At 64.1% G+C, this 19,955-nt stretch carries 22 protein-coding genes; 11 read left to right on the forward strand and 11 right to left on the reverse strand.

Features of this window, described 5'->3' with window-relative positions; translation table 11 throughout:
* Nucleotides 1-113 precede the first annotated feature (113 nt).
* The 3 genes from K0S66_RS13575 to K0S66_RS13585 all read left to right on the forward strand — a co-directional run bounded on the left by K0S66_RS13575 (nt 114) and on the right by K0S66_RS13585 (nt 1,896).
* Nucleotides 114-566: a copper chaperone PCu(A)C gene (locus K0S66_RS13575; RefSeq protein WP_301075997.1), complete on the forward strand. Its 453-nt coding sequence runs from the start codon at nt 114-116 to the stop codon at nt 564-566.
* Nucleotides 567-662: 96 nt separating this feature from the next.
* On the forward strand, nt 663-1,385 hold the full coding sequence (locus tag K0S66_RS13580) for a class I SAM-dependent methyltransferase (protein ID WP_301075999.1): 723 nt from the start codon (nt 663-665) through the stop codon (nt 1,383-1,385).
* A gap of 55 nt (nt 1,386-1,440) precedes the next feature.
* Nucleotides 1,441-1,896 (forward strand): vgr related protein, encoded by a 456-nt coding sequence (locus K0S66_RS13585; RefSeq protein ID WP_301076000.1) that lies wholly within the window; start codon nt 1,441-1,443, stop codon nt 1,894-1,896.
* 22 nt (nt 1,897-1,918) lie between these two features.
* On the opposite strand, the gene gorA is transcribed toward K0S66_RS13585, so the two are convergent.
* Both gorA and pgi read right to left on the reverse strand, forming a co-directional pair.
* Nucleotides 1,919-3,268 (reverse strand): glutathione-disulfide reductase, encoded by a 1,350-nt coding sequence (gorA, locus tag K0S66_RS13590; protein ID WP_301076001.1) that lies wholly within the window; start codon nt 3,266-3,268, stop codon nt 1,919-1,921.
* Nucleotides 3,269-3,385: 117 nt separating this feature from the next.
* On the reverse strand, nt 3,386-4,879 hold the full coding sequence (gene pgi, locus K0S66_RS13595; RefSeq protein WP_301076002.1) for a glucose-6-phosphate isomerase: 1,494 nt from the start codon (nt 4,877-4,879) through the stop codon (nt 3,386-3,388).
* Between the two features lie 158 nt (nt 4,880-5,037).
* Between pgi and lepB the strand changes: the two genes are divergently transcribed.
* The 3 genes from lepB (at nt 5,038) to era (ending at nt 7,566) form a co-directional block, all read left to right on the forward strand.
* Entirely contained in the window at nt 5,038-5,886 is an 849-nt protein-coding gene (gene lepB, locus K0S66_RS13600) for a signal peptidase I (RefSeq protein WP_301076004.1), read from the forward strand.
* A complete protein-coding gene (gene rnc / locus K0S66_RS13605) occupies nt 5,879-6,568 on the forward strand; it encodes a ribonuclease III (protein ID WP_301076006.1) in 690 nt (229 codons plus the stop codon). The genes lepB and rnc overlap by 8 nt, the downstream gene beginning before the upstream one ends.
* A 107-nt stretch (nt 6,569-6,675) precedes the next feature.
* Nucleotides 6,676-7,566, forward strand: a complete 891-nt coding sequence (era, locus tag K0S66_RS13610) for a GTPase Era (protein ID WP_301076007.1) — start codon at nt 6,676-6,678, stop codon at nt 7,564-7,566.
* Here the strand turns inward: era and K0S66_RS13615 are convergent.
* Nucleotides 7,533-8,264, reverse strand: a complete 732-nt coding sequence (locus tag K0S66_RS13615; RefSeq protein ID WP_301076009.1) for an NAD-dependent deacylase — start codon at nt 8,262-8,264, stop codon at nt 7,533-7,535. The two genes, era and K0S66_RS13615, sit on opposite strands and share 34 nt — an antisense overlap.
* Before the next feature lie 113 nt (nt 8,265-8,377).
* Here K0S66_RS13615 and dapB point away from each other — a divergent pair, with 113 nt between their 5' ends.
* Together dapB and nth are read left to right on the forward strand one after the other, a co-directional pair.
* Nucleotides 8,378-9,106 carry a 4-hydroxy-tetrahydrodipicolinate reductase gene (gene dapB, locus K0S66_RS13620; protein WP_301076011.1) on the forward strand — a complete coding sequence of 243 codons (729 nt, stop codon included), beginning with the start codon at nt 8,378-8,380 and terminating at the stop codon, nt 9,104-9,106.
* A 10-nt stretch (nt 9,107-9,116) separates the two neighbouring features.
* Nucleotides 9,117-9,794, forward strand: coding sequence for an endonuclease III (nth, locus tag K0S66_RS13625; protein WP_301076013.1), 678 nt, complete (start codon nt 9,117-9,119; stop codon nt 9,792-9,794).
* A 1-nt stretch (nt 9,795) separates the two neighbouring features.
* Here the strand turns inward: nth and K0S66_RS13630 are convergent, their stop codons facing one another.
* The 4 genes from K0S66_RS13630 to K0S66_RS13645 all read right to left on the reverse strand — a co-directional run bounded on the left by K0S66_RS13630 (nt 9,796) and on the right by K0S66_RS13645 (nt 14,239).
* Nucleotides 9,796-10,560, reverse strand: coding sequence for an SDR family oxidoreductase (locus K0S66_RS13630; protein WP_301076015.1), 765 nt, complete (start codon nt 10,558-10,560; stop codon nt 9,796-9,798).
* A gap of 84 nt (nt 10,561-10,644) precedes the next feature.
* A complete protein-coding gene (locus tag K0S66_RS13635; protein WP_301076016.1) occupies nt 10,645-11,844 on the reverse strand; it encodes an acyl-CoA dehydrogenase family protein in 1,200 nt (399 codons plus the stop codon).
* Nucleotides 11,841-12,905, reverse strand: a complete 1,065-nt coding sequence (locus K0S66_RS13640) for an acyl-CoA dehydrogenase family protein (RefSeq protein WP_301076017.1) — start codon at nt 12,903-12,905, stop codon at nt 11,841-11,843. Before K0S66_RS13640 ends, K0S66_RS13635 begins: the two co-directional genes overlap by 4 nt.
* Nucleotides 12,902-14,239: an NAD(P)-binding domain-containing protein gene (locus tag K0S66_RS13645; RefSeq protein WP_301076018.1), complete on the reverse strand. Its 1,338-nt coding sequence runs from the start codon at nt 14,237-14,239 to the stop codon at nt 12,902-12,904. Before K0S66_RS13645 ends, K0S66_RS13640 begins: the two co-directional genes overlap by 4 nt.
* Nucleotides 14,240-14,335: 96 nt before the next feature.
* On the opposite strand from K0S66_RS13645, the gene K0S66_RS13650 reads away from it, so the two are divergent.
* A complete protein-coding gene (locus K0S66_RS13650; RefSeq protein ID WP_301076019.1) occupies nt 14,336-15,118 on the forward strand; it encodes an SDR family NAD(P)-dependent oxidoreductase in 783 nt (260 codons plus the stop codon).
* Nucleotides 15,115-16,011 carry an alpha/beta hydrolase gene (locus K0S66_RS13655; RefSeq protein WP_301076020.1) on the forward strand — a complete coding sequence of 299 codons (897 nt, stop codon included), beginning with the start codon at nt 15,115-15,117 and terminating at the stop codon, nt 16,009-16,011. The genes K0S66_RS13650 and K0S66_RS13655 overlap by 4 nt, the downstream gene beginning before the upstream one ends.
* Nucleotides 16,012-16,032: 21 nt before the next feature.
* Here the strand turns inward: K0S66_RS13655 and K0S66_RS13660 are convergent, their stop codons facing one another.
* From K0S66_RS13660 to K0S66_RS13670, 3 genes are read right to left on the reverse strand one after another with little or no spacing between them, the layout of a single operon-like run.
* Nucleotides 16,033-16,857 carry a thioesterase family protein gene (locus K0S66_RS13660; RefSeq protein WP_301076021.1) on the reverse strand — a complete coding sequence of 275 codons (825 nt, stop codon included), beginning with the start codon at nt 16,855-16,857 and terminating at the stop codon, nt 16,033-16,035.
* A gap of 28 nt (nt 16,858-16,885) precedes the next feature.
* The gene (locus K0S66_RS13665) at nt 16,886-17,953 is read right to left on the reverse strand and encodes an oxidoreductase family protein (protein ID WP_301076022.1); all 1,068 of its coding nucleotides are present in this window, start codon (nt 17,951-17,953) and stop codon (nt 16,886-16,888) included.
* The gene (locus tag K0S66_RS13670; protein ID WP_301076023.1) at nt 17,953-18,699 is read right to left on the reverse strand and encodes an SDR family NAD(P)-dependent oxidoreductase; all 747 of its coding nucleotides are present in this window, start codon (nt 18,697-18,699) and stop codon (nt 17,953-17,955) included. The genes K0S66_RS13665 and K0S66_RS13670 overlap by 1 nt, the downstream gene beginning before the upstream one ends.
* Before the next feature lie 105 nt (nt 18,700-18,804).
* Between K0S66_RS13670 and K0S66_RS13675 the strand changes: the two genes are divergently transcribed.
* Nucleotides 18,805-19,131 (forward strand): HNH endonuclease signature motif containing protein, encoded by a 327-nt coding sequence (locus K0S66_RS13675; protein ID WP_301076024.1) that lies wholly within the window; start codon nt 18,805-18,807, stop codon nt 19,129-19,131.
* A gap of 10 nt (nt 19,132-19,141) precedes the next feature.
* On the opposite strand, the gene fdhD is transcribed toward K0S66_RS13675, so the two are convergent.
* Entirely contained in the window at nt 19,142-19,930 is a 789-nt protein-coding gene (gene fdhD, locus K0S66_RS13680; protein WP_301076025.1) for a formate dehydrogenase accessory sulfurtransferase FdhD, read from the reverse strand.
* Between the last annotated feature and the right edge of the window lie 25 nt (nt 19,931-19,955).

Genomic DNA, 19,955 nt, shown 5'->3' on the forward strand with positions numbered 1-19,955 from the left:
CCGTTACGGCGACGGAACAGCGTTGACGATTGGCGATATAGGTGGCCCTCGGCTTGCCGCAAGGCACCGCTCCAAGTAGCGGGTCTCACACTGTTTCGGTTCGGGAGAAGGCCATGTTCCGCGTCGCCGCCACGCTTGTTTTCGCTTCTGTGGCGATCGCTGGATGCGGGCAGCAGAAACAATTGGTGGTGTCGGACGCGTGGGTCCGGCTCGCTGCGGTCGATGGACGGCCCGCCGCCGGCTATTTCACGATCACCGGCGGCTCAGTCGACACTGCGCTGACCAGCGTCTCCACCAATGCGGCAGCACGCACCGAACTACACGAGAGCCGGATGACGCACGGCGGCGGTATGGCGATGGACTCGCTCTCTTCCGTCCCGGTTGCCGCGGGCAAGCGGGTCGTGTTCGCCCCCGGTGCAAAACACGCCATGCTGTTCGAGGTATCGCCGACAACAAAGCCGGGCGGCACCCTCACCTTCACCTTCACCTTCGCCGACGGCAGCCGCCTCGACCAGAAGGCTCGAGTTGTCGGTGCCGCGGATCCTGCGCCGACGGGCGCAAACTGACGGCTGCGATTGCCGCCTGGTACCGTCAGCTGAAAGCATTGATCGGAAAAGTCTGGCTCACGCCTCCGTAACCTTTCGGCGTCTATGTTGAGGCCTATGCCCAATATTTCCTCGTTCGTGGATGGCGTGAAGCGTCGGTTGCAGGGACGCACCCCGGCCGAAGTGATCGCGCTGAGCTTCAAGACGGTGCGACATGCCGGACGGCGCCTCAGCCCCGGCGCCGCGCGCGCACGGAACGCAGACCAGGCCTTCGATCGTCGGTGGGGCACTGACACGGGAGGCACGGTTAACCTGTCGGCGCTCAGCGTGTCTCGGGATCGGGCATTGCTCGGCTGCGGCTATCAGGCCAGCAACGGGGTGGCGCTGGAGGAGGCGCTGGCAGCGGCGGGGGTCAATCCTGCGGACTACAGCTTTATCGATTACGGGTCGGGCAAGGGCCGCGTCGTCATGATCGCCGCCGCGCTCGGCTTCCGCCGCGCCATCGGTGTCGAGTTCGCGCCCGAGCTGCACGACGTGGCCTTGCAGAACGGTGACCGGTTCGCGGCAGCCGGCGGCGCCAGCACACGCTGCGAGTTCGTCCTGGGCGACGCGGGTAGCTACGATCCGCCGGCAGGCCCGATCTTCGCCTACATCTACAACAGCTTTGGCACCGTCATCCTACGTGAAGTGCTGAACCGGCTGGAAGAACGCGCGGCACAGGGCGATCCCGTCGTTGCGGTATATGTGAACCCGCGCAACCGCGACGCCTACGAACAGAACGGACGCTGGGACATTGTGGCTGACCGCAACGATTGGGTCCTCTACAACCCTGTCCGGTAGAAATGTCGGCAGCGGCCCGCTGGATCGTGATCGGCCACCACCTACCTTAGCGAGGATGAGCACCCGCAACCTGACCACCGGCGAGCGCAACCTCGCCCGATCGATCTACGCGGACGCGATTGATCTGGATCGGGTGGAGGTCCGTCGCCGCCGTTGGTGGTTTCTGCAGCCGCGCGACATCGTGATGGCACCGCGCGGGCACATCCATTTTCACCCGGACGCTTCGACATGGAGCGACGATTTCAGTCGGGAAAACCTCGGTCTGCAGGGCCTGTTCGTGCACGAAATGTGTCACGTCTGGCAGCATCAGCGCGGCGTCTTCCTGCCGATCGCTCGCCACCCCTTCTGCCGCTACCACTATAGCTTTGTCCCCGGCTGGCCATTGAAGCGCTACGGGATCGAGCAACAGGCGGAGATCGTGCGCCACGGGTTTCTGCTGCGGCAGGGTGCCACCATCGTCGGCGCCCCGCCACTTAGCCAATATGAAGGGCTGTTGTCAGTCTTCCGTTAAACGTCCTCGCCCCTGCTCTCGCTTACTTCAGCAGCACCAGTTCCTCGGCCATGGTGGGGTGAAGCGCGACAGTCTCGTCGAATTGAGCCTTGGTCAGGCCGGCCTTCACGCACACTGCCGCCGCCTGGATAATCTCCGGACAGTCAGGACCGATCATATGAATACCGACCACTCGATCGGTCTCCGCATCGCAAACCATCTTGTACAGCGAGCGCTCGTCGCGTCCGGCCAGCACATTCTTCATCGGCCGGAAATCGGACGAGTAGATCTTCACCGATCCCAGCTTCTGCCGCGCCTCGCTTTCAGTCATGCCGACGCCTGCGATCGGGGGATGGCTGAAACACGCGGCCGGAACGCAGTTGTAATCTACCTTCACCCCGCCCTTGCCGAACAGATTATCCGCAAACGACTGGCCTTCGCGAATGGCGACAGGGGTCAGCTGGATCCGGTTGGTAACGTCGCCGACCGCATAAATTGAGGGACAGGCGGTGCGATTATCATCGTCCACCGGCACGGCGCCCTTCTCATCGACGTCGATCCCGGCCGCGTCGAGCCCCAGCCCGTCGGTATTCGGCACGCGGCCCGTGGCGTACATGACGCAATCCACCACCGCCGGTTCGTGCCCGGTCATATGGACCTCGAGGCAGCCGTCCTCGCGCTTCTCGATCTTCTCGAACGTCGCGTCGAACCGGAACTCCAGCCCCTTCATCATGCTGATCTGCAGCAATCGGTCGCGGATCTGCAGGTCATAGCCGCGCAGGATGTCCTTGGTGCGGTTCATGATGATCACGTGCGCGCCAAGCTGGTGAAAGATTCCCGCGAACTCATTGGCGATATAGCCAGCCCCCGCGATCAGCACGCGGCGCGGAATAGCATCGAGGTGAAACACCTCGTTCGACGTGATGCCATGTTCACAACCAGGGAAGTGAGGAACATGCGGCCGCGCGCCAGTCGCGACCAGGATGTTCCTAGCTGTCTTCGTCGTGCCGTCCGCCAGGGTTAGCTCGTTCGGACCTGTGATGGTCGCGCGCTGATGGATGATCTCCGCGCCGTTCGACTCCAGCGTCGTGGTATAGGCCTGGTTGATCCGGTCGACCTCGGCCAGAACATTTGCCTGCAGGCACTTCCAGTCGAATTCGCATTCGTTGGGCACGCGCCAGCCGAACCGCTGTGCGTCCTTCAGATCCTCCGCAAAATGGGCACCGTACACCAGCAGCTTCTTGGGTACGCACCCGCGGATCACGCACGTCCCACCGACCCGATATTCCTCCGCCACGGCGACCCTTGCGCCATGCGCCGCCGCGACGCGGGAGGCTCGCGTGCCACCTGACCCGGCGCCGATCGTGAAAAGGTCATAGTCGAAATCGGGCATCAAAGGTCTCCGCTGGGCTCAGGCCCGAATATAGGTCCGCGCGAAAAGACAAAAGCACCCATCGCGCTCCCGCCTTTGCGGAGAGCGCGACGATGCAGCGCCAATGGTTAGCGTCGGCTACGCTAGCCCGGCGCGCTTGATCAGGTCCGCGGTGGACGGATCAAAATCACCGCCACCCTTCGCCGCAGCCTTTGCCATTTCCTTGCCCAATTCGACGCCGAACTGATCGAAGGAATTGATCCCCAACAGCACGCCGTTCACGAATACGCGATGCTCGTAGAACGCGATCAACGCGCCCAGCGTACGTGCATCAAGTACATCGAGCAGCAGGGTGGAGGACGGACGGTCGCCGGGATAGGCGCGGGCGGGATCGTCAGGGTTCGGCCGTCCCTTCATCAGCGCTGCGCCCTGCGCAAAGGCGTTCAGCAACAACTGCCGGTGATGTTCCTCCGCCAGAGTATCGCCAGGCTCGGTGACTGCCAGGAACTCGACCGGCACCAAATGGGTGCCCTGGTGGAGCAACTGAAAAACGGCATGCTGCGCATCCGTCCCAACTCCGCCCCAAGTAATGGGCGCCGTAGGACGTCCTACCGGCGCGCCATCAACCGTCACGCCCTTCCCGTTCGACTCCATTTCCAGCTGCTGCAGATAGCTCGGCAGCAGGCGCAGCCGCTCGTCATAGGCAAACGGCGCGCGGGTTTCACACCCTCGAACCTGCGTATAATACAGATCGGCAAAGGCTGCGATCACAGGCGCATTCTCATGCAGAGCGGCCAGTCGGAAATGGCGGTCCATTTCCGCCGCGCCTTCCAGCAGTTCCTCGAACTGATCCCAGCCCAGCTTGATCGCTGCGGGAAAACCGATCGACGACCACAGCGAATAACGGCCGCCCACTCCTTCCGAGAACGGCAGGATACGGGTCTCGTCGACGCCCCACTCGACGGCCTTTTCTGGCGACGCGGTCAGCGCGATTACCCGGCCATACGGATCCTCGACGCCATGCTCCCCCATCCAGGCGATGGTGCTTTCGGCATTCATCATCGTCTCGGTTGTGGTGAACGTCTTGGACGCGACCACCAGCAGCGTCGCAGCCGGATCGAACCGTTCGAACACATCCTCCAGCGCCATGCCATCGACATTGGAGACGATGGCCACGTCGTAGCGCTCATTGTCCCGGCCCAGCGCGTCGACCAGCAAGTTCGGCCCCAGCGCCGAACCGCCGATCCCGACATGCAGCACGTGGCGGACCGGTCCGAACGCCTCCGCCTCGATGGCGTCGATCAGCATCCGCATACGGGCGTGATATTCGGCCGCGCGGGCCACGCTTCCGGGATTGCCCTCGCCGCGTTCGGCGGTGTGCTCCACCGGTCGGTCCTCGGTCACATTGACATGCGCGCCGCCGAACATCGCCTCGCGCTTGCCGGCGAGATCCTGCTGCCCCGCCAATGCCTCGAACGCTTTGATTGCTTCCCGGGTCAGATGCGTCTTGGACCAGTCAAAATGAATTCCGGCCACGTCGAGCGATAAGGTGCCGAGCCGCTCGGGATCATCGGCGAACAACTGCTCGATCCTCATTTGGGGCAATGCTTCGATCGTGGACCAGTCGGCCATGCTGCTATCTCCGTTCGGCGAGACCTCGACGTGGCCCCGCGATGTCGTTCGGCGTTAAGAACGAAAAAGCCGGCGCACGGCAAGTTCAGCGCGAACGGAGCCGGTCACAGATCGTTCCGCCGCTTGACGTCCAGCCTGTGTTCGGCAACGCGCGATCCATGGCCGATCCCAAACCCGCCAAAGGCGTGTCGCCCGCGAAAAAGTCCGAGATGTCGGAGACGATCCGCTTCCTGCTGAAGCTTACTCTCGTCGTCTGGATCTTTCGCAGCTTCGTCCTTGCGCCATTCTCCATTCCGTCCGAATCGATGCTGCCGCGCCTGTTGATCGGCGATTATCTGTTCGTGTCGAAGTGGAATTACGGATATTCGCGTTGGTCGATGCCGTTCGGTTTCCCGCCGGTGCCGGGCCGGCTGTTCCCCCGCACGCCCGAACGCGGTGACGTCGTGGTCTTCCGCTCCAAGGGCGCAGACGATCATGACGTCATCAAGCGGGTCATCGGCCTGCCGGGCGACACGGTGCAGATGCGCCGCGGCCAGCTGGTCCTGAACGGCCGCGCCATTCCGAAGCAGCGGGTCGCAGATTTCGTGCTGCCGCTTTCGCCGAACTTCACCACCCGCGAGTGTGAAACCGATTTCGTCAGAAACGACGTGCAAGGCGCCACCTGCCGCATCCCGCGCTTCCGCGAAACGCTGCCGGGAGGGCGCAGCTACTATGTGCTCGACCAGCATTACATCCCGGATGCTGACGATACCGGCGTCTATACCGTACCCGCAGGACACGTCTTCCTGATGGGCGACAACCGCGACGACTCGGCGGACAGCCGCTTTCCCTCGGCCGACGAAGCGCTGCCGGGCCAGGTGCAGGGTATGGGGTTCATCCCGATGGAACGCGTCGAGGGCAAGGCGCTGGTGATCTTCTGGTCCACGGATGGCTCGGCCAACTGGCTGCTGCCATGGACGTGGTTCACCGCCGCGCGCTGGGATCGCCTGGGGGGCGGCTTTGAGTGATCTCGTTCGATGGATCACCGAAACGTTCGGTGAGGCTCCGCGGGATCTGAAGCTCTGGGAGCGCGCGCTGACCCATGCCAGCCGCGCCGATGTTCACTACGAACGCCTTGAGTTCCTCGGCGATCGTGTGCTCGGCCTGGCCATGGCCGAATGGCTGTTCGAAGAGTTCCCGGATGAACCTGAAGGCGCCCTGTCGAAGCGGCTCAATGCGTTGGTCTCCGGCGCAGTCTGCGCCGATATCGCGCGCGAGATCGGGGTGCAGGCGCATCTGCGTTTGGGCAAGCAGGCGCGTGACGACGGCGCCAGTGACAGTGACAATATTCTGGGCGACGTCATGGAGGCGCTTCTGGGCACGCTGTTCCGCGAGCGCGGACTTGACCCCGCGCGCGCCGTCGTCCGCCAACGTTGGTCGACGCGGCTTCATGCTGAGGCGGTGGCGCCACAACATCCCAAATCGGCGTTGCAGGAATGGGCTGCAGCCAACAATCGCAAGCCGCCGGTGTACGAGGTCGTCGATCGGTCCGGCCCAGGCCACGCGCCCCGCTTCACGATCAAGGTCTCGATTCCCAAGCTCGCTGACGCGGTGGCGGATGGCGGAAGCAAGCAGGAGGCCGAGACGGATGCTGCGCGCAGTCTGCTGAAAGAGCTGACGGCAGCAGCGCCCAAGCGCAAGAAGGGATGATGGTACCGCGCTGAGCGGAGGCATTGGCCTTTCCGCCTCAGCCAGCGACAGCCTCGACGGTGCGGGCTCCGGCCGGTATGGCGGCGGCGACAATGCAAGGAAATACCATGACCCGTTGCGGCCTCGTTGCCGTGCTCGGCGCCCCGAACGCCGGCAAGTCCACCCTCGTCAACGCGCTTGTCGGGCAGAAGGTCGCGATCGTCAGCCCCAAGGCGCAGACGACCCGCACCCGCTTGCTGGGCGTCGCAATGGAGGGCGAAACCCAGCTCCTGCTGGTCGACACACCGGGCATCTTCGATCCGAAGCGCCGGTTCGATCGCGCGATGGTTGCTGCTGCCTGGGGCGGCGCCGAGGGCGCTGACGTACTGGCGCTGGTGGTCGATGCGAAGGGTGGCCTTGGACCCAAGGTTACCGATGTCGCGGAGCGCATCCGCGACCGGCCTGAACCCAAGTTCCTGATCCTCAACAAGGTCGATCTGGCTGACAAGCCAAAGCTGCTCGTCCACGCGGAAAAGCTGAACGAGCTAGTCCCCTTCGCGCAAACCTTCTTCATCAGCGCGGCGACGGGCGACGGCTTGCCCGAACTCAAGCGCACGCTTGCGGCCGCCATGCCGAAAGGCCCTTGGCATTTCCCCGAGGATCAGGTGTCGGATGCAAGCGAGCGCACGCTCGCCGCCGAGGTCACGCGCGAGCAACTGTATCTGCAGCTTCACGCCGAACTCCCCTACGCCGCCACCGTGGAAACGGAGAAGTTCACAGATCGCCCGGACGGCGCGGCCGAAATTCACCAGCAGATACTCGTGGAACGGCCGACCCAGCGCGCGATAGTGCTGGGTAAGGGCGGTGCGCGCATCAAGGAGATCGGCGCCAGGGCCAGGGCAGAGCTTGCCGTCCTGCTCGACCGTCCGGTTCACCTCTACCTTCATGTGAAGGTGAAGCCGGGTTGGGACGAGGATCGCGGCGTCTATCGAGACATCGGGCTAGATTGGGTCGATTGATCGGCGAGCAGCGCATCGATCCAGGCCGGCACCAGCGTGCTGGCCGCGCCTAGCCTGCTCTCATCGAACCATCCGCTGCCTGCGGATGGCTCCAGGTTCAGCTCCAGCGTTCGCGCGCCGTGATGCCTCGCCAGTTGGACAAAGCCCGCAGCCGGATAGACCGCCCCGGACGTGCCGATCGACACGAACATATCGCACGTCGCGATCGCCGCCTCGATCTGATCCATCGCGTAAGGCATTTCGCCAAAGAACACGATGTCCGGCCGCAGGTCACCCGCTCCACACGCGGTGCAGCGCAACCCCGGTGGCAAGGCACCGCGCCACGGACGCCGCTCCCCACATGCGGGGCATAATGCCGAGTTCAGTTCACCATGCATGTGCAGCAGGCGCCGCGCACCAGCACGTTCATGCAGGTCGTCGACGTTCTGGGTCACGATCAACAGGTCACCGCTCCAATGCGCATCCAGCCGGGCGAGAGCCGCGTGCGCGGCATTGGGCGCCACATTCTCCAATGCCGCTCGGCGCAAATCGTAGAAGCGATGCACAAGCGCCGGATCCGCAGCGAGCGCTTCGGGTGTGCAAACATCCTCGACACGGTATCCCTCCCACAGGCCGCCGGGGCCGCGGAACGTGGCAAGTCCGCTTTCCGCGGAAATGCCCGCACCGGTAAGTATCAGGATGCTTTTGGTTTCGTTCATCCAAAACAGCATAGGCGTTCGGTCCTCGACACGCGACTGCAACTGCGGCGTCCTACTCGACGCATCAGATAAGCAACGATAACGGGAACCCGAATGAACACCGAAGGACGCGCATGACCGCGATCGGCATCTATGGAAGCGAAGGCCGCATGGGGCGTGTTATCGCCACCATCGCGGAAGATGAAGGCGCACGCGTCGCTGGCGGCGTCGATGCCGGGGGCGATCCTGTTGCGCTCGCCCATGCCTCCGACGTGCTGGTCGATTTCTCCACCCCCGCCGCGCTGGAGGCGCATCTGGCGGCAGCGGTTGCCGCCCGCACGCCGATCCTGGTTGGCACCACGGGTCTGACGCCAGCGCATCACGCGATGATCGATCGCGCCGCGGAAACGATTGCCGTGCTTCAGACCGGCAATACCTCGCTCGGTGTTACCCTGCTCGGTATCCTGGTGCGGGAAGCTGCCCAGCGCCTCGGCACGGAGTGGGACGTCGAAATTGTCGAGATGCACCACCGGCACAAGGTGGATGCGCCGTCAGGTACCGCGGTTCTGCTCGGCGAAGCCGCGGCGGAAGGCCGGAACACGACGCTCAATGAAGAACGCGTCGATGGACGCGCCGGCCTGGTTGGTGCCCGAACGGAAGGCACGATCGGCTTCTCTTCTCTTCGCGGCGGAACGGTCGTGGGCGATCACCTCGTCGTGTTCGCCGGCGAAGGCGAGCGCATCGAACTTGGTCATCGCGGCGAGGATCGATCGATCTTCGCACGGGGCGCCGTGAAGGCAGCGCTTTGGCTCGCTGACCGGCCGGCCGGCCGTTACGGCATGGCTGAAGTGTTGGGGCTGTGATCACGGCACCATGAAGCGCGCCGAGGTTTTCGAGTTCTTCCGGCGCCTGGCGGAGGCCAATCCGCACCCCGAAACGGAACTGGAATCGGGCAACACCTACCAGCTCTTAGTGGCTGTGGTGCTGTCCGCACAGGCGACCGATGCGGGGGTCAACAAGGCAACGCGTCGGCTGTTCGCAGAGGTAAAGACTCCGGAACAAATGCTCGCTCTTGGCGAAGAGGGCCTGCGGCAGCACATCAAGACGATCGGGCTGTTCAACGCCAAGGCGAAGAACGTGATCGCCCTGAGCCAGACTTTGGTGGACCAGCATGGCGGAGAGGTGCCGGCGGAACGGGACGCCCTCGAACAATTGGCTGGCGTCGGGCGGAAGACCGCAAACGTGGTGATGAACGTTGCGTTTGGCGCCGAGACCTTCGCTGTCGACACTCACATCTTCCGGGTCGGCAACCGAACCGGGCTCGCGAAGGGCAAGACGCCGCTCGCGGTCGAACTAAAGCTGGATAAGGCCGTGCCTCAGCCGTTCCGGCTCCACGCGCACCATTGGCTGATCCTCCATGGCCGCTACATCTGCAAGGCGCGTAAACCCGAATGCTGGCGCTGCCCGGTGGAAGATCTCTGCGCGTTTCGCCCTAAGACGCCGCCGCCTGCCACAAAGACGGCTAAACCCTCCATCCGCGCCGCTGGCTAGATCAAGACGCGAAGGCGGCCTTCAGACGTTTGCGCAGGCGCCCAGGCATGAAACGGCGCGCAAAGCTGGCCTGTCGGCCTGCCTTGCCAACGATATACTCACGATCACGGCCATGAGCGGCCTGCCAGACCATCTCCGCGGCCTCATCCACCGTATAGACCGGGGAATTGCCGATCGAGTCACGGATGGTCCTGTTGCTACCCACCGATCCCGCATCGAGGATAGGGGTTTCGACGAAAAAGGGCATGACACAGGTCACATCGATGCCATGGCGCGTCCACTCCGCGTCTAGTGCCTCGGTCAGTCCGCGAACCGCGTGTTTGGTCGCGGAGTATACGGCAAGCCCCGGCGACCCGACGATCCCAGCCACTGAGGCGACGTTGACGAGGCGACTGCCGGGCGTTGCCTTCAGGTGTGGAAGCGCGGAATAGGCTCCGTTCACTACACCCTTGACGTTGATGTCGATCTGCAGGTCGCTCTCGTCCGGCGTCACTTCCTCAAACATGCCGTACCGCGCGATACCGGCGTTGTTCAGGAGGACGTCGAGCCTGCCCGTGCGGCCGACGAACGCCTCAAGCGCGCTTTGCCACTGAACGCGATCGCGCACATCCAGGGGAAAGCTCATGATGTTCAGTTCCTCTGCCGCGCGGCGTCGGCCTTTCTCGTCGATATCGCCGATCCCGACGATCCATCCTTCGCGGGAGAAGCGCTTGGCCGCAGCCAGCCCGATCCCGGAAGCCCCGCCCGTGATAAAAATCGAACGCATACAGTCCCTCCCCCGCTTCTCGTGCCCGTCCGCTTTCGTGCCAGCCATCGAGTTCACATCGCCAACTGCCTAAGGCGCCGGCGCTTACCCTGCGCGGACATCCCGGAACGGGATCGTTCGATCGACCTCAGGCTCCTTCGGCAATGCCAGCACGCGCTCTCCGATGATGTTGCGCTGGATCTGGTCCGTTCCCCCGCCGATCGAGGTGAAATAGGCGTTCAACGACAGAAAGTTTGCGTCCTCGGCGCGGGGATACTCTGGCCCTTCCAAGAGGCTTTCCGCACCAAGCAGCATGGTGCGCACGCGCGCCTCCTCGTGCAGGATCCGGCTCATCGCGAGCTTGCCAAGCGACATGATCGACGACGAAGTGCCCTGCGCCAGTTCGGCCTTCGCGCGCTGCGTATTCAGCTTGTTCAGCGCGCGCCACGCGATCACCTGCGCCACATCTTGCCGGACGACCGGATCGCTGATCCGCCCCGCCTCGCGCGCCAACCCAAGCAAGGCGTGATCACCCTTCGGCCCTCCCGCTCCCGATCGTGGCCCACGCGCGGCATCACCCATGACAGACCGTTCATAGGCCAGCGCCGTCTGCAAGACGCCCCAGCCACCATTCAGCGGTCCGAGCAGGTTTTCGTCAGGGATAAACGCATCGGTGATGAACACCTCGTTGAAATGCACCTCATCCGTGATCTGGCGCAGCGGCCTTACCTCGACGTCATCTTGTCGCATCGGCAGAAAAAAGAAGCTGATGCCGCGGTGCTTGGGCACGTTCCAGTCGGTCCGTGCGATCAACATGCCATAGTCAGCAACGGCGGCGCCCGACGTCCACACCTTCTGCCCGGTGACGCGCCACCCACCATCGACCTTGTCAGCGCGCGTCCGCACCGCCGCAAGGTCGGATCCCGCGCCGGGTTCGGAATAAAGCAGGCACATGCCGACTTCGCCCGCCAGCAGCTGCGGCACGATCGTCCGCTTGAAGCTGTCGGTTGCGTGGGCCAGCGCAGTATTGGCCCAAAGGTTGGAGCGGTCCTGTCCAGCGCCGGGCGCGCCAACGGCCGCAAATGCCCGTTCAATGATGCGGGCCTGCTCGTTCGACAGCCCCCGCCCGCCCCATTCAGGGTCCCAGCGCGGCACCGCCCAGCCGGCATCACGTACCTTGGCCAGCCATTCGCTACGCGGATCCCGGCCGAAGCTTTCGTGATGCGCGGGAGCGCCGGTCCAATGTTCGGCCAGCCAAGCCTGCACTTCGGCGCGCAGACGTTCGTCAGTTAAGTCATCGCTCATGATTGTGCCTCCAGCGCCTGGAGATATCCCTCACGCCACAGCTTGCTGTCGCCATACAGCTGCGCCGCCGATCGTGCCCGCCGCAGGTACAGGTGCGCTGGATGCTCCCAAGTGAAAGCAATCCCGCCGTGCATCTGGATGCCGTCCTTGGCGACGCGCACAAAGGCATCGGCACATGCGAAGGCCGCCAGCGCAACCGCCGCGTCCTTCGTATCTGTCCGTTCTGCCACCTGACGTGCCGCATCGCGCGCGGCAGACGTTGCGGATTCGCTTTCCAGCAGAAGATCTGCCGCCATGTGCTTGATCGCCTGGAAGCTGCCGATTGCGCGCCCGAACTGATGCCGTTCGGCCGCATAGGCGACGGTCTTCTCCAGCATCCGGCGCGCGCCGCCTGCCTGCTCGCCGGCGAGGGCGACCAACGCTATGTCCCTAGCCGCTTCGATACGGCTGCCATCGGCGATCTGCTTGGCACGCCCGTCAAACGCCACATCGGCCATCCGGCGCGTGCGATCGAACACTGGCAGCGGCGACGCAGTCATATCGGCGCGATCTACCGCAAAGACCGCATCGTCGCTGACCAAGAAGAGCGTATCGGCGATGGCAGCGTCAGGTACGAAGCGGGCAACGCCCGTCAGCCGATCGCCTGTCCAAGCGACAGTGCTGCGCCCCGTCCAGTCGTGCTGGCCGACAAAAGCAACCGCCACGATCCGCGATCCATCGGCGAGGCCCGGCAGGTCAGGGCAAAGCGTTGCCGCAATTGCGGTCGACAGTACCGGCGCCGGCAGCAACGCAGCGCCAACCTCCTCCATCACCAGCTCAAGTTCGATCGCACCCAGCCCCGCCCCGCCGGCACTGGTTGGAACCAGCAGACCGGGCAGGCCAAGATCGCACAGCACGCGCCACAGTGCCGGATCGTGCCCGGTTTCGCTGTCCATGATACGCCGGACGTCCTGCTCGGTACAACGCTCTGCCAACAGCCGCCGAACTGTGTCGACCAATGCGTCGCGATCGGCGGTGTCCGGCGACTGCGCATCGGAAGTCCGGATCAACGTGTCCGTCATGCGGCGACCTTGCCCGTCTGCGCCTTGGCGCGCCGCTCACCTTTGGCGATTTCTTTGTGCAGATCGGCGACATAGCGGGCGAAATCGACCTGGATCGTATGCCGGGTGGACTGGTAATAGTCGCCCAGTTCCACCGCCTCATCATGAGCGGTAATCTGTCGCATCTCTTCCTCGCTCGGCAGCGCGTAGCGTCCAGCGAGATACGCACCGACAAGCTTAGACTGCTGCTCCGCGAAGTTCACCAGCGTCGGCAGCGGCTGCGCCAGCCCCATGAAGAACAGGTCGTGGATCCCCGGGATCACCATTCGCTTGAACAGCGGAAAGCGGTTCTGGGCATCGGGCAGAAGCTGCGGATCGTCGAAGAACGGGAAGCTGATCCGGTACCCGGTCGCGTAGATGATCGCGTCCACTTCCTCGACGCTACCGTCGTCGAAGCGGACCCGCGTTCCTTCCAGCGCCTTGATGTTGGGTTTGAACTTGATGTCACCACAGCTCGCGCGGGTCAGGAACTCGCCCGAAACACTAGGATGGGCGTCCAGTGGTTCATGATCAGGCTTGGGCAGGCCATAATCTTCCATTCTGCCGACCAGCTTCTTGATCGCACGCCGCGCCAGTGCCTTGCCTAGCTTCCGCGGCATCCACGTCGGCATGGCGGACTTGTCCATCGGCTTGCCACCCGCCATCTTCGGCAGCACCCACACGCCGCGGCGTGCGGACACCCACAGGTTCTTCGCCAGATGTCGCTGCGACAGTTCGCTGGCGACATCCATGGCCGAATTGCCCATCCCGACGACCACCACATTCTTTCCACGAAGGTCGACCGGATCGTAAGGGTCACGATAGCTGTGAACGTGGAAATGAGGCCGATCGAACGTGCCCGGATAGGCCGGGATGTTCGGATCCCAGTGATGACCGTTGCAGACGAACAGAACGTCGTAGCTGCGCGTCTCACCTGTCGACAGCGTCACATCCCAGCCGCCCTCACGCCGACGAATGGCCCGCGTCACTTCGGTGTTGAAGGTGATCTGCCGCCGAAGATCGAAGTGGTCCACATAGTCGCGGAAATACTGACACAGCTGGGCATGGCTGGGAAAGTCAGGCCAGTCGGCCGGAACGGCATAATCCTCGAACGCGAGCCGCCACTTGGATGTATCGATGTGGAGCGACTGGTAGCAGGCCGAGCGCCCGTTGGGGTTCCGGTAATACCAGTTGCCGCCGATGTCGTCTGACATCTCGAAACAGTCGAACGAAATCCCCTCGTCCTGCAGTCGCTTGGCAGTGGTGAAGCCGGAGCAGCCGGCACCGATGATGCAGGCCCGCTTGCTTGTTGTCATTTCCCTCTCCCGGCTGCTCTTTCCCGGCAGCCATAACGAAAGTTATGATGGCCTGAAGCGAGCGCCGAATCAACCGGGGCCGTAGAGGAGAGGATGATGCGCTTTCAGGACAGGGTCGCCGTGATCACGGGCGCCGGCTCCGGGATTGGCGCCGCCACCGCCCGGCTCATGGCGCGGGAGGGCGCCCGGGTCATTGTCGTTGATGTTGACGAGGATCTGGCGCGCGGCGTGGCGGGCGAAATCGGCGGCACCGCGATTGCAGCCGATGTGGCGGATCGCGCCGCGGTCGAGGCGTTCGTCGCCTTGGCCGTCAACCACCACGGGCGGATCGACGTCCTCGTCAACAATGCCGGCATCGGCTGCTTTGGACGAACCCCGGAGCTTGAACCCGCCACCTGGGAACGGGTCATTGCCATCGATCTGAACGCTGTCTTCTACGCCTGCCGGGCCGCCATTCCGCATATGACCGGCGGAAAGGCGGCGATCGTCAACACCGCCTCCATCTCGGGGTTGGCAGGGGACTATGGCTTCACGGCCTATAATGCCGCCAAGGCGGGGGTCATCAACTACACCCGCAGCTTGGCCGTGGATCATGCCCGTGACGGCATTCGGGTGAACGCGCTGTGTCCCGGCTTCATCGCGACGCCGCTCACTGCGGGCGCCAAGGCGCTGCCGGGTCTGGAGGCGGCGTGGCTCGATGGAATTCCGATGGGCCGGGCGGGAACGCCGGCAGAGATGGCGGAGGTAATCGCCTTTCTTGCCTCGGACGCCGCTTCTTATGTCACCGGCGCGGCCTTTGTTGCCGATGGCGGCCAGACCGCCTGGACCGGCCAGCCGAACCTTTTCCGCTTTTCTCCAGCAGCAGGAGCTTCTGCATGACGCCAAGTTGGTCACCCCCTGCCGACAGCGGCATCACCATTCGCGAGATCGCTGCCAACGGCCAAACTTTCGAAGTGGCCGAGGCCGGCAGCGGCGATCACCTGATCTTGTGTCTGCATGGGTTTCCGGAACTCAATTTCTCGTGGCGCTTCCAGATGCCGCTACTGGCCGCGATGGGCTATCGCGTTTGGGCCCACAATCAACGTGGCTACGGCGCCTCCACGCGGCCTAAGGGCGTTGCCTCCTACACCGCCGACAAGATCGTCGAGGATGCCGCTGCGCTCTTTGACGCCAGCGGCGCGAAGAAGCTGACGCTGGTGGCCCATGACTGGGGCGGCGCGATCGCCTGGCTATTTGCGATCTGGAAGAAGCGTCCGCTGGAGCGTCTGGTCGTCATGAACCTGCCGCATCCCGCCTGTTTCGCCGAAGCGCTGAAACATGGGCCGCAGCGCCGCCGCAGCTGGTACATGGCGTTCTTCCAGCTGCCGTTCCTCCCTGAAAGGATGATGGGTGCGCGCAACGCCCGGGGGGTGCGCGAATCATTCCGCGGCATGGCGATCGACAAGAGCCGGTTCCCGGATGACGTGCTCGACGTGTATGCCAAAGCAGCGAAGCGGCCGGGCGCGCTGACCGGGATGATCAACTGGTATCGCGCGGCGGCGCGCCACCGTTCTGAAATGCGGATCGGCGACGGAAAGGTCGACGTACCAACGCTGATCGTGTGGGGAGAGCAGGACAAGGCACTTGGTTTGGAAACGCTCGACGGCACCGACCGCTACGTCCGCGATCTTACCATCCGCCGCCTGCCCGGCGTATCGCACTGGGTACAGCAGGAAGCGCCGGAGAAGGTCAACGCTATCCTGACCGAGTGGCTGCCACGCGCGGACGCCTGACGAATCCCCGCGCCGTCGTCGTCAGCGGCTCCGAGGCGTGGTGACGAGGCAGTGGCCACTGCCCGTCGCCAGCGCCCGCCCGGCTTCGTTCCAGATGCGAACTCGGCCGCTGATCAGCCCGTTTCCGGCCATGTCGCTGTCCGCGTCACTCAACAGCCACTCGCCCGCGGGCTCGCTGCCGTGGAAATAGACGGTCAGGTCAAGTGACGGCGCGAGATAGGTGCCGGCTTCTTCAAGCCGATGCCAGTGGCCGGGCCAGATGCCCAGGTCGATCAGCAACGCCGTTCGCATCGCATCGAAGAACAGGTCGTCCCCGGCATCCCACGTCCTGAAGCGCATCCAACGTCGCTGATTGGGGTGCTGGGCCGGCGGATCATCGTGCAGGCGGAACTCGAACGGGCGCCCGTCCAGGTTTCTCCAGAACTTGCCATGAGCGATCCCGCGTTCGGCGCTTATTTCTTCATGGCTGCGTAGCGCCGCCGGCCTGGGCACATCGGGCATCACCGGCTGGATGATCGCGGATGGTTCGGTGCGTTTGGTGGTCCAGATCTGCGAAAGAAAGACCGGCCGCCCTTCGTGCGCCAGGGTCACGGCGTACAGCGCCGACCCACCCTCTTTCACGGGTTCTACCATCACCTGAATATCGCCCGGCTTCGCGACGCGCACGAATTGCCCGGTGAGCGTCACCGGGCGGTGCCCTTCACCCGCGCACGCGCGCACGGCACGAAGCGCGATAGCGGCCATGTAGCCCCCAGCCGGCCCCCAGATCTCCCAATCTGGATCAAGCGTCGCAACAAAGCCTCCGCCGTCCGGGCGCAGCGCAGTCGCCTCGATCAGCCCCGCCATGGTCCGCCGCGCCCTCCCACAGTTTCGCTCACGCCATCAGCGCCAAGGCATCGCAATCGATCGCCTGCGCACAGCCGCCCCGCGCCATGGCAAGGAACATCGCGTCTCCCCGCTCGGTCCGCTTGGTCGACGCGGAGGCAAACACCGCCGTCGACACCCCAGACAGCAATGTCAGCCGGTAATCACGATAAAGGTCATCATAGTCATACCCTTGCACGCCGTAGCTGCGGAGATGCTCAAGGTAGCATTCTAGCAGATGCCGTTCGTGGCGACGCCGATCGTCGATGGAAATCGCCAGTCCCATGAAATAGGCGACGTCCACTGCACCCAATCCAATCGCGGGCGATTGCCAGTCGAGCACCGCGAGCGGCACCGTCCCGCCGCTCGCATCAAACAGCATGTTATCGAGGCGAAAATCACCATGGGTCAGCGTGAAGTTCGTCGGCTCCGGCGTCTTGGCGCTCGCCATCAGCGAGCCATAGCGGTCGCATACCGCCATATATTCGGGCTCAAGGATGCCGTCATAGCGCCGGTGAAATTCGGCAAGACAGTCCGGGAACACGCTGATCACGAAGTCACGCGCGCCGCTTACGTTGAGGAAGGGGTGATCGCGCAAGCTCTCGTCGTTCCATCGTGGCCCGTGCAGCGCCGCCGCTTGCTCCATCGCCCGTTCGGCATCCGCGATGTTGCATCCGGTGAGCTGGTTACCGGACCGCGCCGGGGTCAGGTCTTCCAGCAACAACGCGAAAGTGCCATCTGCGGGATCATGTTCCGCGGTGATGCAGCCGGGTGAACGGATTGCCACCGTGTCCGCGATGTGCCGATAAAATCCGACTTCGCGCTCATAGAGGCCAAATCCAGCGCCCGTTTGCCTGCTCGTGGGATCAGTGCTGGCGAACTTCCCCACAAATGACGCGGGAGCTCCCTCGTCGCGATCGTAAAGCACTTCGAAGCGGATCGAATCGCCCAACATGCCGACGCCGACCGGAGTTGCCGTGACATCTACGACGTTGGCCTGCTGTAGCACGCCCCCCGCTCGCAGCCGCTGCGTCAGCCACGCCGCGTCGACCGCTGCTGCCTCAAGTTCAGCGCTCATCAGCAGCCACCATCGCAACGGATCACGCTTCCCGTCACGAAGCTCGAGGCGGGACTGGCGAGATACAGCGCGCTTGTCACGATCTCCTCTGGACGCCCTGGGCGTCCGATCGCGCTGGCCGCCGTCTCGCGCGCCTCTTCGGTCCATGCCTTGGAGATGTCGGTCAGAAAGGGGCCGGCGGCTATGCCGTTGATCCGCACCTTCGGCCCATATTCATGCGCCATGCTTACGACCATCGCGTTCAGCGCCGCCTTGGCTCCGGCATAGGGCACCACCCGCGGCGTCGGGCGGAGCGAGGCAATCGAGGATGTGGCCAGGATCGCACCGCCCTTCCCCTCCGCCATTCGGTGGGCGATGTTCGCCATCAACCGGAACGGGCCCTTGAAGTTCAGCCCCACGACGCTGTCGAACAGTGCTTCCGACACTTCGTGGCTGGGGACCAGCGGTCCCATACCAGCGTTGGCGACCAGGATGTCCAGCCCGCCGAATGCCGCCCAAGCCTCCTCGGCCAGCCGGTCCATCTCGTCCCATTTGCCCGCATGGGCGGGGATGGCGGCTGCGCGGCGGCCCTTCGCCTCCACCTCAGCGACGACCGCCTCGCAGGCCTCCGCCTTGCGGCTAGACACAATGATGTCTGCGCCGGCATCCGCAAAGGCGAGCGCCATTTGGCGCCCAAGCCCACGCGAACCGCCGGTAATCAACGCAACCTTGCCCGACAGATCGAACAACGGATGTGGTACGGCCATCCTCGTCTCCTAAGCGTCGCCGATCGTAAGCCGGCTGACTTAGGCGTGTTAAGCCGATTGCGCGGACTGCTGCAAGTGACGCGGTCGTTGCCTATCTCTACGAACATGGGACGGGTGAAGCGGAAGATTGGGCTGCGGGAGGCGGAAGCGCGGGTGCAACGCGCCGCGCCCGATCGATGCGCCTTATGCGATCGTCCGCTGGGGAAACGCACCGAATGGCATCACGTTATCCCGAAGAGCGAAGGTGGCACCGAGACACAGCCACTTCACCCGATCTGCCATCGGGCCATTCACGCCGCGGCCGATAACGTCAGGCTGGCGCGGATGGGTGATCTATCCACGGTCCGCGCGCTTCCGGCTATCACGCGATTTCTCAACTGGATCGCTCACAAGCCGGCGGATTTCCATGCGCCGACGCGCCGCGCGCGATGACACGTTGATATCATGCAGCGAGCAACGAATCGCCTCTGACCAGTACGCGCAACGCCAATCCGGCCTGCGCCGCCCGGTCGAGCGCCAGCCGCGTCGGCGCGGAAATGGTGGCCAGCAGCGGGCATTGTGCCAGGACAGCCTTTTCCACCAGCTCATAGGAACAACGCGATGTCAGCAAGGCAAAGCCGCCGTCCCAGGCCAGGCCCGCGCGCATCCCTGCTCCGATCAGTTTGTCGAACGCATTGTGTCGGCCGACATCTTCGCGAACCATGAGGATCGTACCGTCACGGCGGCACCATGCGGCCGCATGAACACCGCCGGTCGCGACGTTCAATGGCTGCTGGGCACCGATCGCCTGATAGGCGCGGAAGATCGCGGCATCCTCCCCGTCCCAGCGCGCCGCTGGCGGCAGCGGCCGCAGCGCCTGTTCCATCGTGGCAACGCCGCACAGGCCACAGGACGCGTCAGAGGTCCGATGGCGAACCCGGTCGTTGATCCGCGGCGCAACGCGGCGCGCGAGCGACAGCCGCACGACCATGCCAGCGCCCGCATCATGCACATCGATCGCGCGCACGTCCGCCGCCTCGTCGATCAACCGCTCGGTCAAGGCGAACCCTAGCGCTAGATCCTCCAGCGCGTCAGGAGTCGCCATCAGCACGGCATAGCCGATGCCGTTACATTCAATCGCGATTGGCAATTCTTCCGGCGCCGGGCGCACGACAGACGATTGCTCGCCGTCGGCGCCCACGCGAAGGAAGTGCCGCGATGCGGCCGTGCATTGATCGACGTGATCCGTCATCGGTTCACCGTGCGCGCAGCGCCTG

Origin of the sequence: Sphingomonas sp. (genome assembly GCF_029239295.1) — a bacterium.
Classification (GTDB): Bacteria; Pseudomonadota; Alphaproteobacteria; order Sphingomonadales; family Sphingomonadaceae; genus Sphingomonas.